The following is a 15,358-nucleotide window of genomic DNA, read 5'->3' on the forward strand; positions in this document are numbered from 1 at the left end:
GGTCAGTAGCTTTCTTTCCGCTCGATAAACCTGAATCCCGATCCGACTACGATCGAGTTTTCCGGGACACTTTTGCTGACCACGACGCCGGCACCAATCACTGAGTTACGGCCAATGGTTACCCCGGCCAGTACGATGCAATGCGCGCCCAGCCAGACCCCGTCTTCGATACAGACCGGCTTCGAGACATGCTGATAGGGCAACGGACCATTGATATCCAGGGAGGCCGTTTCAATATGCACACCCTGGGAAAGGCGCACTTCATTACCCAGGTGCACAGGTGATTTTGCCCCGATAACGCAATCGGGACTGATCATGACCCGGCCATGAAACTTGATGTTCTCGGGGTACTTCAGGACGACACTCCAGTGACAGTTGCTACCGCGTGGAATATCGGCGACAGCCCTGATTTTGACAAAGGTCCAGAACCGTCCCAGCAGATCAACTACATGAATCATCGCGCGCACCAGCGCCCTGACCAACGACAGTCGGAAAAAGCTTTCGAACAAGCGCTTCAGCGTGCCTTTCATTTGACGTACAACCGATTGATATAATTATCCAGGGGCGCACCCAGCTCGACGCTTACCGGTGCATATTCGTAAATACCTATGGGATGCAGTGAATACTGCGCCTGAAACAGCAACCGTGGCTTATGCGTCGGCAGTTGCCCCTTGTGCAGGCCAAAGGTGTTTTCCAGGAAGGCACTGCCCTGCTCTCCGGTAAAGTACTTGATCCCGTCTTGACCAAAGGCCTCGATCACTTCTGAATCGCTGTAACGTCGGATCTTGTTGAAACCATCATGTTTGTGACTGCCCGGCACGAAGACGTGGGGACCGGCGCCTTCGTCGACATCTGAAAGGTAGATAAACAACTTGATGAAACGCAGGTCATCAACATCGCGGTGAAAGCACTCGGCCTCTTGTGGGGTGTCATGACCGGGGTAAGACCACCACACGCTGAGGTTCGACAATGTCGGTTTGGCGCCCAGCCAGTTCTCAACAATCGCCAGCACGCGACTGTCGTTGGCCCATTTCAACGCCCATGGCGACTGCGCGATATCGGAATTGAGGAATGGCGCGGTATGGCAATCTGCAGGCGGATGCGCGGGATCGAACAACCCCGACGCCGCATTCCAGCGGTCGAATGCCTGCTTGTCCTGGAAGTATTCCTTCATCTGGGCAACCTGGTCGGAGGTGACCAGGTCGTCGAGCATGACATAACCGTTGCGGCCCAGTTCGCCCAGTTCATGTTGCGGCAATGGGCTCGAAGAAGACTTGGCTGGAAGTCGCTTGCAGGCCACCTCGGAAAGCGCTTCGCGGTGACCAGGCCTGGTGATCAGGCGCTGGGTAAAAAAGGCCAGCCGACGAAACGGATAGACCCTTCCGACAATCTTCTTCAATGTACTCCCAGCCATTTTCAACTCCTTGAACTACGGGTTCGAGCCCAGCGTGCACCGGGTTATTCAGTCAACATCGAGAGAGGCAAAATCGACAGGTGTGTTTTCCAGCACCGCAGTCTTTACTCGCTTGCCAACAACGTCATCGAAGTATTTCGGCGCAACACCACGCCCTGGACGGACGCTGCGGATCGCATCGGCGGTAACCACATCACCTGCGGCCAGTGACTTGACGAAGTAGAGCGAGCGACGGAACTGCACATTGCCCTGCTCGCTGGATTTGCGCGCGTAGTTGACGTCACCCAGTGCCGCCCATGCGGTTTTGCTGTCCTGACACAGCGCCTTGAGCTCCAGTGGCTCCAGCGAGAAACTGTCGTCCGGTCCTCCACCCTTGCGATCCAGGGTGAAATGCTTCTCGACGATCGAAGCGCCCAAGGTAACGGCGGCAATCGCAGTGGTGTTGTCCAGGGTGTGATCGGAAAGCCCGGTGACCAAACCAAAACGGCGAACCATGTCGGGAATGGTGCGCAAGTTGTATTCCGCAGCCGGCGCCGGATAGCCGCTGACACAATGAAGAATTGCCAGCTCCTTGCAGCCGCCCTCACGCGCGGCCTCGATCGCTTCGCTGATCTCTTCGGCATCGGCCATGCCGGTAGAAATGATCATGGGTTTGCCAGTGCCAGCCACATATTTGATCAATGGCAGGTCGATTGCCTCGAAGGAGGCAATCTTGTAAGCCGGGGCATTCAGGCTTTCCAGCAAGTCGACGGCAGTAAAGTCAAAGGGCGAACTGAAAATGGTGATACCCAGTTTGCGGGCATGCTCGAACAACGGCTGGTGCCACTCCCAGGGCATCTGCGCCTCCAGATAAAGGTCGTACAGGGTACGGCCATCCCACAGCCCCCCGTGAATGCGGAACTCTTCAGCATCGCTGTTCAGCGTGATGGTATCTGCGGTGTAGGTTTGCAGCTTGACCGCATCGGCGCCGGCTTTCTTCGCTTCCTCGATGATCCTCATTGCTGTTTCGAGCTTGCCATTATGGTTGGCAGACAGCTCGGCAATGATGTAAGGCGCATGCGCGGCACCGATTGCCCGCCCTGCAATGGATATCATCGGATTCATCATTGGCCTCGAATTAATTTATTCAGTTTTTCTTGCATGACATCACGGTGCATATCCCACTCACGGGACAGCAGCGCCAGCCTGTATATATCGACGTACGCGTCGTCCACACGGTGCTGCTCGCGAAAAATACCTTCCACCTGGAAGGCGAACTTCTGGTGAAGCTTGATGACGGCACTGTTGAATGCCAGCACCTCGCAATTGAGCTTGTTCAGCTGCAGCACGTTGAACGCATGCTCCAGCGCGAGAAACTCCATACGGCTGCCAGTGCCCTTGGCGGCATCCGGGGCGGCATAGAACGCCCAGCTGGCATTGGCGCTGTGGGTGTCGATGTCGGTGAAGCCGACAATCCCCGCAGCCCCCCCCTGCCACTCGTACATGAAGTACTGCTGGTCCTGGCGCTGCTGCAGGCGTTGCCACCATGCCAGGTGTTCCTGCTCGCTGATTACATGCCGGGTGTACATGTTGGCCCGCACGGCGGGTGCGTTTCGCCACTCAAGCATCAGGCCGACTTCGTCAGCCTCGATATTTCGCAGTTTTCCAAATGCCTGCACGTGTTCAATCCTTTTCCGATTCAGCCATAACCTGCGCGACGACCCGGCAGCCGGAGCCGTCGACAATCTTTCGTGCCTGCTGGCTCATTTGTTCCAACATGGACGGATCCCCACTCGCCTGTTCCAGATACCGGGCAAGGTCGCGGCCCAAAGTCTCATCCAGCGCCAGCGTCAGCACGGCGCCGGTAGCTGCCAGTTGTCGGGCGGCAAATACCTGGTTTTCCGCCAGCACAACCATCAGCGTCGGCAAACCCAGGCAGCAACGCTCCCATGAGGTTGCACCGGCCGCACCGATAGCAAGGTCAGAGGCAGCCATCAGCTCTGCCATGTTGCTGACATTGGTCTTGACCTCGGTGCTGAATGGCAGGGTCCGGGCTTGGGCACGAACCTCTTCGAGCCAGGGCGCGGTAGCCCCCATCACTACGGTTACCCGGGAGATAGTGGCCAGGGAAAGCGTTTCCAGGACCGATAAAATGCGTCCCGTGACGTTGTCCTTATCGACGCCACCCATGGTGATCAACACGTTCCTGAGGGCAAATGCCGCCCGGCGCTGCAGGCTATCGCCCCGCAACGCGGAAAAATCCGGTCGCAGCAATGCATGCTGTACACCGCACAGTAACCTGCAGTGCGCAGGCACCCATCGGCAATAATCCTGAGGCGAACGTCCCAACGACTGATCAAGCAACAGGTCGCACTGATGGGCTCGATCGGCTAGGTCGTCTATGACCATCAACTTGCGGGACAACCCCGCAATACTGCCCTCCCATTGCTGGTCCAGAGCGTAATGATCAACAACCAGCCAGTCCGGCCTGATGCTTTCAAGCAGCGCAGCACACGCAGCCGCATCCTCTGCCTGGCTGGCCCCCAGCCAATAACCGTAGATTCCGCGGTCCGCCCCCGGATTGCCGGCAATGCCGGTCACCACTTGCAGCGGATGGACCTGATAGCCGCGGGACCTGATCTGCTCGATCAGATTCCCGGTATGCGCCCGGCAAATGAAGTGACAGTGCGCGCCCTGTGCGGTCAGCTCATCGGCCAGGGTCAGGCAGCGCATGACATGCCCGATGCCAATCTCGACGGAGGCGTCTGCACGGAACACAACTTTCAATCGATCCACCCGCCTACCTCAATGATCTTACGCAGCATCACAACAACCCTGGCAACTTACCCTGAAAGCCCTTTCGCGACTCCTGAGCCGGATCAAGGTTTACCGGTTCATTTCCCGGAACATCCATTCAGCCCGAACCCAATCTTCAAGCGTGTCGATATCCTGGACCCTGTGGCCTGGCAGCACTACCGGTACCGAGCCGGGCCCAAACACGGGCTTGCCCAACCGCCAGGCCTGCGTACGCCCCCAATAGAACTGGCCAGCGTCATGAAAGGTTTCCTGTAGATCTTGCGAGCGGGTATTGAATTGCTCCGGATAGATCATTTCAATCCGGCCCTGGGTGTTGATCCGTACTGCCCGCTGGACAGGAAATGCATAGCGGGTAACGGCAAAGGCAAAATCGCATTGTTCACGGATCAAGGCGTCGAGCCCTGCCTGCAAATCCTCGGGCCTTACAAAGGGTGCCGTTGCGTAAAGGCAGCACAGGTAATCGATCTGCTGCCCGTCCTGTTCGAACCACTCAATGGCATGCTGAATCACCGGCACTGTGCCGCTGTGATCGTCAGCCAGTAGCGCGGGACGGATAAATGGCACCTGTGCCCCGGACTGGCGGGCCACCTCGGCGATCTCCAGATCGTCGGTCGAGACGATCACCCGGTCAAAAACACCGCTATTGAGGGCGGCCTCGATCGACCAGGCGATCATCGGCTTGCCGCAGAACATCTTGATGTTCTTGCGCGCAATACGCTTGCTGCCGCCACGGGCGGGAATGACCGCCAGTTTCATGCCTGCAAGGCCTTGGTCAGTGCAGCGACGACCACGTCCTGCTGAGACTCGCTCATGGTCTGGAACATCGGGATGCTGATGGCGTCCCGGTAATAGGCTTCAGCTTCAGGGAAATCGCCGCGGGCAAACCCCATGGCGGTGTAGTAAGGCTGGGTATGTACCGGAATGTAGTGAAGATTGACTCCGATACCCTGCTCCCGCAACAACTCGAAAACCTGGCGATGGGTCTTGTCGATCTTGTCCAGTTGCAGGCGAATCACATACAGGTGCAATCCGGAATAACTGTCTGGATGCTGCCACGGCAGGGTCAGCGGTAATGCTGCCAGCAGTTCATTGTAGCGCGCCGCCAGTTCATGCCGGCGAGCGATGAACTGATCGAGGCGCTGCATCTGGCTCACACCCAAGGCCGCCTGCAGTTCGTTCATGCGGTAGTTGAAACCCAGATCGATCTGCTGGTAGTACCAGGGCCCATCAGCTTCATGGGTCATCTGTTGCGGGTCGCGGGTGATGCCATGGCTGCGCAGCAAGGCCATCTTTTGTGCCAATGCGTCGTCGTTGGTGACCGCCATACCGCCTTCGGCGGTGGTGATGATCTTCACCGGATGGAAGCTGAACACAGTAATGTCACTGTACTTGCCGTTACCGATGAACTCGCCCTGGTATTGGCCACCAATGGCATGCGAGGCATCTTCGATGACTTTGAATCCGTATCGCACGGCCAACGCATGGATCGCCTGCATGTCGCAGGGCTGACCACAAAGATGCACCGGGACCACAACCTTGGGCAGCGTCCCCGCTTGCTCCGCCAGCTCCAACTTGCGCGCCAGGGCTTGTGGGCAGAGGTTATAGGTGCGTGGGTCGATGTCCACGAAATCGACCTGCGCCCCACAGTACAAGGCGCAGTTTGCCGATGCGACAAAAGTAACCGGGGTAGTCCACAAACGATCACCAGGCCCCAGCCCCAGGGCCAGGCAGGCAACATGCAATGCCGACGTTGCACTATTGAGCGCAAGTGCGTGACGCGCGCCTACATGCTGTGCAACCCGCTGCTCGAACTCCGGCACCATTGGGCCCTGAGTGAGAAAGTCGGACTGCAGGACGCTGACGACAGCGTCGATATCAGCCTGGCTGATGTCCTGGCGACCATAAGGGATCATGGCTCAGATGCTCCCGATTTTTTCTTTGTTGATGGTGATCCACTCTTGCAGATCGGCATCACTCATCCACTCCGTGTTGTTGTCACTGGCGTAGACGAAACCTTCCGGCACTTTCTTGCCGTCCTTGATGCGCTTCTCGCAGTTGGCCCAGTCATTGATGACCGGCAGGATCTTGAAGTGCTCGGCATACTCGTAGGTGTAATAAGCGTCTTCAGCACTGATCATCTGTTCATGCAGTTTCTCGCCCGGGCGGATACCGACGACTTTCTGCCGAGCCTCGGGAGCGACAACCCGTGCCAGGTCGGTCACCTTCATGGACGGGATCTTCTTCACATAGATTTCGCCGCCTTCCATATCTTCGAAAGCATGCCAGACCAGTTCCACGCCCTCTTCCAGGGAGATCATGAAGCGCGTCATACGCTCATCGGTGATCGGCAACTCACCCTTGTCCTTGATCGACATGAAGAACGGGATGACCGAACCACGCGAGCCCATCACGTTGCCGTAACGGACCACCGACATGCGCGTGTCATGGCCGCCAGCGTAGGAGTTACCGGCAACAAACAGCTTGTCGGAAGCCAGTTTAGTGGCGCCGTACAGGTTAACCGGGCTGCTGGCCTTGTCGGTGGACAACGCCACGACCCGCTTCACGCCCTTGTCGATGCAGGCGTCGATCAGGTTCATTGCACCATTGATGTTGGTCTTGATGCATTCGAACGGGTTGTACTCCGCAGTCGGAACAATCTTCGTTGCCGCCGCGTGCACCACGTAATCGACGCCATCCAGCGCCCGGTACAGACGATCCTTGTCACGCACGTCACCAATGAAGAAGCGCACGCGGGAATCACCTTCGAATTTCTTCGCCATGTCCCACTGCTTCATTTCATCACGCGAGAAGATGATGATCTTCTTGGGGTTGTACTTGGCCAGTGTCATCGGCACGAACGTGTTGCCGAAGGAGCCGGTACCACCTGTGATGAGAATGGTCTTGTTAGTGAACATGTAACGCGTCCCTATGTAAAATCTGACCAGTTGGTCTTGATGAACTGAATAATGCTGGCCGCGGCCCTTCAAGAAAGCCGTCTGCCGTGCACATTAACTTGAGAAGTAACCATGCCCCTTTCACGGAGCCAGGCAGCGGACCTGCCCGCAGCCCGTACAAGGGCTGCGAACCTGTGTTGACTTACTGGGGATTGCCCAATGGCTCGCCGCCCTTTGCCACCTTCGTCATCCGCAAGACGACAAAGTAACGAATGATCGCCAGCAACACCCCCAACATCCCCCCCACGGCCAGGCCCGCTAGAATCATCAGCGACTTTTTCGGCCAGACGGGTTTGAGTGGCTCCAGCGCGTACTGGTCAATGGTGACCAGATTCAAGCGCATAACATCGATATCGAGCTTTTTCAAGCGGGCCATTTCAGAACGCAACGGTTCGATGTTCTGCAAGAACACATCTTCGTTCTCTCGCTGTTTCAATGATTCGATCCGGCGATTGTTCTTCAGCAGCATGAGTTCTTTGCCGATCTGCGCCACCCGCGGGTCGGTGAAGTCATCGGAAGTTCGCTGACGGAGGGCCTTGCGCTCGGCCTCCAGGGCATCGGTACCCATGAAGTACAGCGGGATCTGCTGGTTATTGACCTCAGTACGGATCACATTGCCACCAGACTCGCCTTCGCTGGCCATGGCCGAAGGGGTAGACGGCTTCTTCAAGCCCAGCGAACGGGCGATGCTGATGGCTTCATCCAGCTGGGCGATTCGGTCGGCACGGCGCGCCTTGAGCTGAACGCGCAGTGCCCGAAGTTCATCTTGCAGTTGCGCGCGCGTGAGATTGTCCTTCTCCAGCAGCGTGGCAATTTGTGACTCCTTGCCTGCTTCATATCCGGCACGGGCTGCGTCGAGCTTGCCATCCAGTTCATTCAAGCGGTTCTTGATAATGACCGACAAGTCCGAGGCCACTTGCTGGCGCTCGCTTTCAATGGCGTATTTAACGAAGCCGTTGAGGATCTCGTCACCGTCGACATTCTTTGGATAGCGCAACTCCATGCCAATGTAGGCGCTGAGCAGGTCAACCTTCTTTTTGGGGTCCGGCTGCACCAGCTTGATGGAATTGCGGTTGAACTCTTCGAAAGCTTGTTCGTCGGTCTGGCCAGGCATGCGCAAAGGAGCGAAAAGCTGAGGATTGGCGCGAAAGTAACCCAGGCGCACATCGTAGGAATCAAGCGCGGCGCCGACGCGGGTGAGCGCCTGCTCACGCGGCAGCGAGTAAACACCAGAGCGGTTCAGGGCATCCAGATCGTTGAGCGCAGCAGGGCGCAGCGTGGTGCTGACCTGATACTCGGGAGTGGTGAGGAAGGCATAGGCTCCCGCCGCCGCCCCAACTGCCAGAGTGACAGCAACGATCAGAAATTTCTGCTTCCAGAGGCTTTGAACCACGGCAAAAAAATCGATATCGCTACTTTGGCTTACGGGGGGTATACGGGAAATGCTGGTCACGCACATGCCTGCCTGGTCGAGTAACAATGGCTCCAACGACAAGCGAGGTGTCACCAAAATCCTGGTAAGCAGCGCTCCCTGCCCCATTGACTCGATCCCGGAGAAACTTCCCTGTCATCAGACGAGAAAGGCGCGCATTGTGACAGTTTATGCAAAGGCAAACCACTCTCTGGCCAATCTTTGTAGGAAAAGTTCCCGACCAAAAGGTCGCAAAGCCCAGCAAAATAGGCACTTTTTCGGGTTTGCCCGTCAGAAACAGACGAACGGCAGGCAAGGTATTCCAGCACAATTGATCGACAATATCCTGGCGCGCCAGGGCGGCGCGTTTTGACTCAGGGTGTTGACAGGTACTGCGTTTCCAACTCGAGCAGGCCCTTGTTGCGATTCTTGATTCGCTTGGCCGGGATTCCGAAATAGATACCCCAGGCTTCAGTGGATTTGGTCACCAGGGTCATCGCCCCGACAGAACAGCCATCCTCGACGTTGACTCCGGGCACTACGATCGAGGAGGTGCCGATGATCACGTGACGACCAAGTCGGACCGCGGCCTTGGTTTCGCCCTTGAACTGCGCGGGGACCGTGGGATTGGTCATGGTCTTGCCGGAATAGTCATCGGACTGGGCAAATACATGACAGCCATAGGCCAGGCCGGAAAAATCTTCCAGGGTGATACCTGGCTCGCCCCCGGCAACATTGCAGAAAACGGCGATATGCACATTGCGACCGATCGACACCTTACCGGAGACGACACAGAAATCGTCAATTCGGGAGTTATCGCCGATCTCGATCTGGTCGCAATTGTAAATAGAGGCCTTGTCACTGATCAGTACGTTGGAACCCAGTTTCTTGAACCCTTTTGACGCCAGTTCAGCAGGTGTAAGGAATGCCATTAACGCCTCACCGTTTTATACGCTTCACGAAGAACCACCCTATCAACACTCCCAGATGAAGACAAGGCAGCGCGCGGCTCACAATTTAATGGTACAGATCACGGATCCAGGCGGCGCTGCTGATAGATCCAGTCGACAATTTCACCGTCCGGCGTATAGCCACTAACGGTTTCACGCAGCAACTGGCGAACCCGCCCGTAGTCATCACCGGCAACCGCCGCCAGTAACCGGTGCAGACGCTCCTTGAGCGTCTCCCAAGGCAGATGATCTTCGGCAGCGCTCATGATCATCGGGTGTCGGGTAGCAACGACGTTGTCACCGATCAGCAATTCTTCATAGAGTTTCTCGCCTGGACGCAGCCCGGTGAACTCAATAGCAATATCGCCGTGCGGATTCTTTTCAGAACGCACGCTTAGCCCGGAAAGGTGGATCATTTTTTCCGCGAGTTCGGCAATGCGGACCGGCTCGCCCATGTCCAGCACGAACACATCCCCACCCTGCCCCATGGAGCCGGCCTGGATAACCAACTGGGCCGCCTCGGGGATGGTCATGAAGTAGCGAGTGATCTTCGGGTGGGTGACCGTCAGTGGCCCGCCCGCCTTGATCTGCTTGTGGAACAACGGAATCACCGAGCCTGACGAGCCCAGCACGTTGCCGAACCGCACCATGGTAAAACGCGTCTTGTTGACCTGAGAGACTTTGTCCGAGTCACCAAACAGAACCGGCGCGAGCTCCTGGCTGAGCGCCTGCAGGGTCATTTCCGCCAGACGCTTGGTACTGCCCATGATATTGGTGGGACGAACCGCCTTGTCCGTGGAGATAAGGACAAAGTTGGCAACTCCGGCCTGCAATGCGCTTTGCGCCGTATTGAGCGTGCCGATGACGTTGTTCAACACGCCTTCGGCGATATTGTGCTCAACCATGGGAACATGCTTGTAGGCTGCAGCGTGATACACCGTATCGACACTCCAGGTCTTCATGACATCCAGCAACTGCGCCTGATTACGGATGGAGCCAAGAATAGGCAAGACCCTTACCGGCAACGAAGACCTGCTGATGGTCTGCTCCAGCTCGCTGAGAATGGTGTAGAGGTTGAACTCACTGTGCTCGAACAACAGCAAGGTAGTAGGTTGCGACTTGAGGATCTGCCGGCACAGCTCCGAACCGATCGAACCACCGGCCCCGGTCACCATTACCGACTGCCCCTTGATGCAACGTTCGATCAGGTCATCCTGTGCCGGAACCGCGTCGCGGCCCAGCAGGTCGGCGATATCCACTTCCTGGATATCATCGACCTTGACCCGGCCACTGGCCAGATCCATGAAGCCGGGCACACTACGCACATGCAGCGGGAAGCCTTCCAGGTAACTGAGTATCTCCCGCCGGCGCGCGCGCGTGGCAGACGGAATGGCCAGGAGAATCTCCTGGGCGCCGGTCATATCGACCATGCGCTGGATATGCTTGGACTTGAAAACCTGCAGACCGGAAATCGTCCGGTCAGTGATGCTGGCGTCATCATCGATGAATGCAACCGGACGCATCACCTTGCCCATGCGCAACGCGGCCACAAGCTGGTTGCCCGCAGCCCCGGCACCGTAGATGGCTACCTTGGGCAAACCATCGTCACGGTTGGTAAAAGGTACATTCTGAATGCCCGCGAACCAGTCACCGAGAAAATACTGACGCATGGCCAGGCGCAAGCCTCCGACCATGATCAGACTCAGCCACCAATAGTTGAACACGATCGAACGGGGGATCACGACTTGATGGTTGCTGTACCAGTAAACCGCTACGCCCAGTATCAGCGAGGACAGGCTCACCGCCTTGATAATGGTCACCAGCGCATCGTTGCCGAAGTAGCGCATCACCGCACGGTACATGCCGAAACGGATAAACAGCGGAATGGCAATCAACGGCGCGGTAACAAATATCCACAGGTGCGTGGTGAAAGGGTTGATGGCTTCTTCAATACCCAGGCGAACGACAAACGCCATCCACAGCGCAATCCAGACCAGTACCACGTCTGCCGCGACTTGAATCAACCGTTTGTAACGGCGCGGCAATGAAACCAGCCAGAGCCGTAGCCTATCGTATTTCACCATCTTCAAACTCCACTACGCCTGAGCCGACACTGCCATTGCTGCAGCATTCCATGTTCATACACCCCGTTCCCGGCGCTCCAGCGGTGGCAACAATTCATCACCACCCTGTGATTTACCAGGGTAACGGCTACCTCATCGAGAAACGATCTTTGCAAGTGTGGCAAAAATGATCTTGATATCGGTCACCACACCATGTTGCTCGACATACTCCAGATAGTACTTCTGCTTGATTGGCAGAATTACATCAATATAGGCCTGCCGAGGATCCGGGTACTGGCCCAGGATCAAACTTTCATCAACCATCTCGATGGATGCCCGATCAGTGATCCCTGGGCGCACCGAGAGCACTTTGCGGCGCACCGATTCTTCATAGCAGTTCATGAATTCTGGTACTTCCGGGCGCGGTCCGACCAGGCTCATGTCCCCCAGCAACACGTCGATGAGCTGCGGCAGCTCATCGATCTTGGTGCGACGTAAAAAACGACCGGAGCGGGTAATACGCGAATCTTCGCCAATGGTCAGGCGCCCGGCACTTTCCGCGTGCAGCTTCATGGTCCGGAACTTATGAATCCTGAACAGATTACCGAAACGTCCGACACGCTCCTGTCGAAAGAATACCGGCCCGGGCGAATCCAGCTTGACCCACAGAAAAATCGCCAACAGCAACGGCGACAGCACCAGGAGACCCAGCGCAGCACAGACAATGTCAAAGAGCCGCTTAAGCATTGGCCAACACCGATCGCACCGCCGCAATCACACGTTCCTGATCGGCTTCGGTCATCTTGGTGTAGAGCGGGATCGAAACCTCCTGCTCGAACAGGCTCTGGGCTACCGGGAACTGCTCGGGACTCAGGGCACAGCTTTCACGCCAGTAGGGTTGCAGGTGCAGCGGAATGAAATGCACCGAGCAACCAATGCCCAGTTCGGCCATCTTGATGATGAAGTCGTCGCGCTTGATATTTGCCTCTGCGCGCAGACGCAGCGGGAACAGATGCCATGCATGCATGTCGCCAGCAGCGGCCACTGGCGGCAACACCAATGGCAGATCGCTCAGCGCCTCAAGGTAACGCTCGGCCATGGCCTGACGCTTGAGTTGGAAGCCTTCAAGACGACGCAACTGGTGAATGCCCATGGCGGCGGCGACGTCGCTCATGTTGTATTTGAAACCGGGAGCGACAATTTCGTAGAACCAGGCCGGCGTCTTCGACACATAACGATCGAAGGCATCGCGACTGATACCGTGCAGGCGCATGATCCGGCAGCGCTTGGCCAGTTCCGCATTGCGGGTCACCAGCATGCCGCCTTCACCGGTGGTCATGGTTTTGTTGGCGTAGAAACTGAACACTGTGATATCGGACTCGAGGGTACCGATCTTGCTGCCTTTCCAGGTGGTTGGCAGTGCATGCGCAGCATCTTCCACCACCTTCAGGCCATGGCGACGGGCAATCTGCAAAATCGCATCCATGTCACAGCTCAGTCCGGCGAAGTGCACAGGCATGATCGCACGGGTCTTGTCGGTAATCGCCGCCTCGATCGCCGCCGGATCGATATTGAAGGTCTCTTCCAGCACATCCACGATAACCGGCGTGCCGCCCAGATACCGGACAACCTCGGCAGTTGCCGTGAAGGTATAGGACGGCAGAATGACTTCATCGCCTGGGCCGATACCAATGGCTTCCAGCGCCAGGTGCAGCCCGGCGGTTGCCGAGTTCACGGCAATGCTTTCAACATCACCACCAAGAAAACTGGAAAAGTCCGCTTCGAATTGCTTGGCTTTTGGCCCGGTGGTCACCCAGCCGGAACGCAGGGTGTCGACAACTTCATTGATTTCCTCTTCACCCAGTTCAGGAAGAGCGAAGGGCAGGAACGGAGTATTCTGCATAGGTTCACCGCAAGCGTTTGATGTAACGGTTCATGATGCGATTGCCACTTTTCTTCAGCGTGGACTCCAGCACATAACCATTGCGTTGATAAAAACCGTTGACCTCGACATTGGCATCGCGATCAGTTGTCAGGTACACAAAAGCGGCGCCGGATTCGGCAGCCCACGCCTCTACTTCTTGCAGCAGTTGCCTGCCCACACCCTGCCCCTGCGCCTGCGGCGACACCGAAATGGTGCTCAGCAGCACCGCATTCTCGGTATCGAGACTCTCGACCTGATCGCCTCGATAAAACACCGCCGCCCATAATTTTTTGGCGACGAACAACGGGTTCTTCAGCAGGCTCGGCAAGGCGCGCAAGGCAAATGCCAGCCAATGCTTGGCAAACAGGTCCTTGTAGAACAGCGATGGCTGGCGAATGGCAACCGCCAACCCCTTGGGCGCCCGGCCTGCCGAATCATCAGAGGCAAGGATGCAGGCGCACTGTTCGGACTGCAGGTAATGGGTGTAGAGCAAGGCCAGAAACTTCGGCCCCAACTGACTGAGAAAAAAGCCTGGAAACGCCTGAACATGCAAGTCGGCAAATGCCTGGACCTGAGCACTGTCAACCAACCTAACCCGTTCAAGCTTCATAGACATCCTCAACAATTGCCTTCAGTTTGGGCACTGCTCGCTCAGCCGAGTAAAACTCCTGGGCGTATTCACGACCGTTGCTTCCCATTGCGGCCAGACGCTCAGATGAGGCATTGAGCAAATAGTTCATCCCCTCCAGCACTGCCGCATTGGTACGCACACCAATGGTATGGCCCGCATCCGATTTGCCCAGCTCGATTGCCGACTCGCTACGCTCATCGGCCAGCAACAGAATGGGCCGGCCAGCCAGCATATAGGTGATCAGCTTGGAAGGCACTGAGGCGAACTCCTGACCTGCGGCGGTTGGCAGCAACAAAGCATCTGCGGCACCGAACACTGCCGGAGTCAGTTCGAACGGCCAAGGCGAAAGGAAGTGGCAACGGGACTCCAGACCGCGGGCCTGTAGCAACCGCTTGAGCTCCGGCACCAGCGATCCGTCACCTGCAAACAGGAACACTGCCCGTGGATCGACGCCATCCAGATAACCCATGAACTCATCCAGGCCGGAAGCGACGCCCATATTGCCGCCATACACGAAAAGAAACTGCTCAGGCGCCAGGCGCAAGCCCATCACCTTCTCAAGCTCCCCTCGCGCCTGCTCCTTGGGTAAGGCCTGAATCTGACTGCCTTGAACCCAGTTTCGGACAAGCGTCACCTTCGATGGATCGATTTTTCGCGTCTCGGTATAAGCACGATGGAATCCATCGGAAATCACCACCAAGTGATCGCAGTTACGCGCGATGAGCGTATCAAGCTTGAGCAGGCCGCGATAAATGCCGCCGGTTTCCTCGATACGCTTTTGCACGGCCAAGGACTCCGGATACAGGTCCTGGACACTGGCGACCACCTTGATGCCCTTGAGCCTGGCCGCCATCAGCAGCAGGCCGAGGGAGAACAACGGCCACACGTTGGCGTAGATCACATCAACCTTGCGCTGACGCAAGATGAAGAAAAATACTGACAACCCGAAAGAGATGTTCTCCAGAAATCGTGAGACGAAGCTGGATTTTTTCGAAGAAAAGGCAAACAGGCGTGACACCGGAAACGGCATGTTCAAACCGGCGATCTTCTCATCCAGCCCTTCGGCGGCGACGTTGCGGGTTGGTGTCGGACATGCCACCAGCACCTCATGCCCTTGGGCATGCAGGTACTGGGCGACATCAGCACTGGTTCTGGCACTCACCACCGGCTCCGGCGGAAAAACACAACTCGCAACTAAGACTTTCAACCGCAACC

The 15,358-nt window shown here is 56.9% G+C and carries 16 protein-coding genes; 1 reads left to right on the plus strand and 15 read right to left on the minus strand.

Annotated elements, in window-relative coordinates:
* Positions 1-2: 2 nt before the first annotated feature.
* From LOY22_RS19515 to LOY22_RS19555, 9 genes are all read right to left on the minus strand, one after another.
* Positions 3-530 carry a DapH/DapD/GlmU-related protein gene (locus tag LOY22_RS19515; RefSeq protein WP_249744408.1) on the minus strand — a complete coding sequence of 176 codons (528 nt, stop codon included), beginning with the start codon at positions 528-530 and terminating at the stop codon, positions 3-5.
* Positions 527-1,414 carry a phytanoyl-CoA dioxygenase family protein gene (locus LOY22_RS19520; RefSeq protein ID WP_213603520.1) on the minus strand — a complete coding sequence of 296 codons (888 nt, stop codon included), beginning with the start codon at positions 1,412-1,414 and terminating at the stop codon, positions 527-529. The genes LOY22_RS19515 and LOY22_RS19520 overlap by 4 nt, the downstream gene beginning before the upstream one ends.
* A gap of 48 nt (positions 1,415-1,462) precedes the next feature.
* Positions 1,463-2,521 (minus strand): pseudaminic acid synthase, encoded by a 1,059-nt coding sequence (gene pseI / locus LOY22_RS19525; RefSeq protein ID WP_249744407.1) that lies wholly within the window; start codon positions 2,519-2,521, stop codon positions 1,463-1,465.
* Positions 2,518-3,138, minus strand: coding sequence for a UDP-4-amino-4,6-dideoxy-N-acetyl-beta-L-altrosamine N-acetyltransferase (gene pseH, locus LOY22_RS19530; RefSeq protein ID WP_258594517.1), 621 nt, complete (start codon positions 3,136-3,138; stop codon positions 2,518-2,520). Before pseH ends, pseI begins: the two co-directional genes overlap by 4 nt.
* On the minus strand, positions 3,077-4,189 hold the full coding sequence (gene pseG / locus LOY22_RS19535) for a UDP-2,4-diacetamido-2,4,6-trideoxy-beta-L-altropyranose hydrolase (RefSeq protein WP_258594519.1): 1,113 nt from the start codon (positions 4,187-4,189) through the stop codon (positions 3,077-3,079). The genes pseH and pseG overlap by 62 nt, the downstream gene beginning before the upstream one ends.
* Before the next feature lie 90 nt (positions 4,190-4,279).
* Positions 4,280-4,966, minus strand: a complete 687-nt coding sequence (pseF, locus tag LOY22_RS19540) for a pseudaminic acid cytidylyltransferase (protein WP_093380444.1) — start codon at positions 4,964-4,966, stop codon at positions 4,280-4,282.
* Complete coding sequence (gene pseC / locus LOY22_RS19545) at positions 4,963-6,123, minus strand: UDP-4-amino-4,6-dideoxy-N-acetyl-beta-L-altrosamine transaminase (protein ID WP_258594521.1); 1,161 nt, start codon at positions 6,121-6,123, stop codon at positions 4,963-4,965. The genes pseF and pseC overlap by 4 nt, the downstream gene beginning before the upstream one ends.
* A 3-nt stretch (positions 6,124-6,126) precedes the next feature.
* Entirely contained in the window at positions 6,127-7,125 is a 999-nt protein-coding gene (gene pseB, locus LOY22_RS19550) for a UDP-N-acetylglucosamine 4,6-dehydratase (inverting) (RefSeq protein ID WP_045195347.1), read from the minus strand.
* A 181-nt stretch (positions 7,126-7,306) separates the two neighbouring features.
* Complete coding sequence (locus LOY22_RS19555) at positions 7,307-8,617, minus strand: Wzz/FepE/Etk N-terminal domain-containing protein (RefSeq protein WP_052676505.1); 1,311 nt, start codon at positions 8,615-8,617, stop codon at positions 7,307-7,309.
* Here LOY22_RS19555 and LOY22_RS19560 point away from each other — a divergent pair.
* Complete coding sequence (locus tag LOY22_RS19560; protein ID WP_177329135.1) at positions 8,607-8,948, plus strand: hypothetical protein; 342 nt, start codon at positions 8,607-8,609, stop codon at positions 8,946-8,948. The two genes, LOY22_RS19555 and LOY22_RS19560, sit on opposite strands and share 11 nt — an antisense overlap.
* Before the next feature lies 1 nt (position 8,949).
* Here the strand turns inward: LOY22_RS19560 and LOY22_RS19565 are convergent, their stop codons facing one another.
* The 6 genes from LOY22_RS19565 to LOY22_RS19590 all read right to left on the minus strand — a co-directional run bounded on the left by LOY22_RS19565 (position 8,950) and on the right by LOY22_RS19590 (position 15,305).
* A complete protein-coding gene (locus LOY22_RS19565) occupies positions 8,950-9,507 on the minus strand; it encodes an O-acetyltransferase (protein WP_093380442.1) in 558 nt (185 codons plus the stop codon).
* Positions 9,508-9,605: 98 nt separating this feature from the next.
* Positions 9,606-11,609: a nucleoside-diphosphate sugar epimerase/dehydratase gene (locus tag LOY22_RS19570; RefSeq protein ID WP_045195352.1), complete on the minus strand. Its 2,004-nt coding sequence runs from the start codon at positions 11,607-11,609 to the stop codon at positions 9,606-9,608.
* 132 nt (positions 11,610-11,741) lie between these two features.
* Positions 11,742-12,335, minus strand: coding sequence for a sugar transferase (locus LOY22_RS19575; protein WP_045195354.1), 594 nt, complete (start codon positions 12,333-12,335; stop codon positions 11,742-11,744).
* Entirely contained in the window at positions 12,328-13,491 is a 1,164-nt protein-coding gene (locus LOY22_RS19580; RefSeq protein ID WP_045195356.1) for a DegT/DnrJ/EryC1/StrS aminotransferase family protein, read from the minus strand. The genes LOY22_RS19575 and LOY22_RS19580 overlap by 8 nt, the downstream gene beginning before the upstream one ends.
* A gap of 4 nt (positions 13,492-13,495) precedes the next feature.
* Positions 13,496-14,122, minus strand: coding sequence for an N-acetyltransferase (locus LOY22_RS19585; protein ID WP_184959555.1), 627 nt, complete (start codon positions 14,120-14,122; stop codon positions 13,496-13,498).
* Positions 14,112-15,305, minus strand: coding sequence for a glycosyltransferase family 4 protein (locus LOY22_RS19590; RefSeq protein ID WP_176794229.1), 1,194 nt, complete (start codon positions 15,303-15,305; stop codon positions 14,112-14,114). The genes LOY22_RS19585 and LOY22_RS19590 overlap by 11 nt, the downstream gene beginning before the upstream one ends.
* Between the last annotated feature and the right edge of the window lie 53 nt (positions 15,306-15,358).

The sequence above is a fragment of the Pseudomonas sp. B21-035 genome (assembly GCF_024748945.1).
GTDB lineage: Bacteria > Pseudomonadota > Gammaproteobacteria > Pseudomonadales > Pseudomonadaceae > Aquipseudomonas.

What these genes read in the sequence shown, in the direction of transcription:
- LOY22_RS19560 (WP_177329135.1), top strand. Translation starts at nt 8,607, where the DNA reads ATGCTGGTCACGCACATGCCTGCCTGGTCGAGTAACAATGGCTCCAAC.
- pseC (WP_258594521.1), bottom strand. Translation starts at nt 6,123, where the DNA reads ATGATCCCTTATGGTCGCCAGGACATCAGCCAGGCTGATATCGACGCT.
- LOY22_RS19585 (WP_184959555.1), bottom strand. Translation starts at nt 14,122, where the DNA reads ATGAAGCTTGAACGGGTTAGGTTGGTTGACAGTGCTCAGGTCCAGGCA.
- pseF (WP_093380444.1), bottom strand. Translation starts at nt 4,966, where the DNA reads ATGAAACTGGCGGTCATTCCCGCCCGTGGCGGCAGCAAGCGTATTGCG.
- LOY22_RS19575 (WP_045195354.1), bottom strand. Translation starts at nt 12,335, where the DNA reads ATGCTTAAGCGGCTCTTTGACATTGTCTGTGCTGCGCTGGGTCTCCTG.
- LOY22_RS19570 (WP_045195352.1), bottom strand. Translation starts at nt 11,609, where the DNA reads ATGGTGAAATACGATAGGCTACGGCTCTGGCTGGTTTCATTGCCGCGC.
- pseI (WP_249744407.1), bottom strand. Translation starts at nt 2,521, where the DNA reads ATGATGAATCCGATGATATCCATTGCAGGGCGGGCAATCGGTGCCGCG.
- LOY22_RS19520 (WP_213603520.1), bottom strand. Translation starts at nt 1,414, where the DNA reads ATGGCTGGGAGTACATTGAAGAAGATTGTCGGAAGGGTCTATCCGTTT.
- LOY22_RS19515 (WP_249744408.1), bottom strand. Translation starts at nt 530, where the DNA reads ATGAAAGGCACGCTGAAGCGCTTGTTCGAAAGCTTTTTCCGACTGTCG.
- LOY22_RS19565 (WP_093380442.1), bottom strand. Translation starts at nt 9,507, where the DNA reads ATGGCATTCCTTACACCTGCTGAACTGGCGTCAAAAGGGTTCAAGAAA.
- pseB (WP_045195347.1), bottom strand. Translation starts at nt 7,125, where the DNA reads ATGTTCACTAACAAGACCATTCTCATCACAGGTGGTACCGGCTCCTTC.
- LOY22_RS19580 (WP_045195356.1), bottom strand. Translation starts at nt 13,491, where the DNA reads ATGCAGAATACTCCGTTCCTGCCCTTCGCTCTTCCTGAACTGGGTGAA.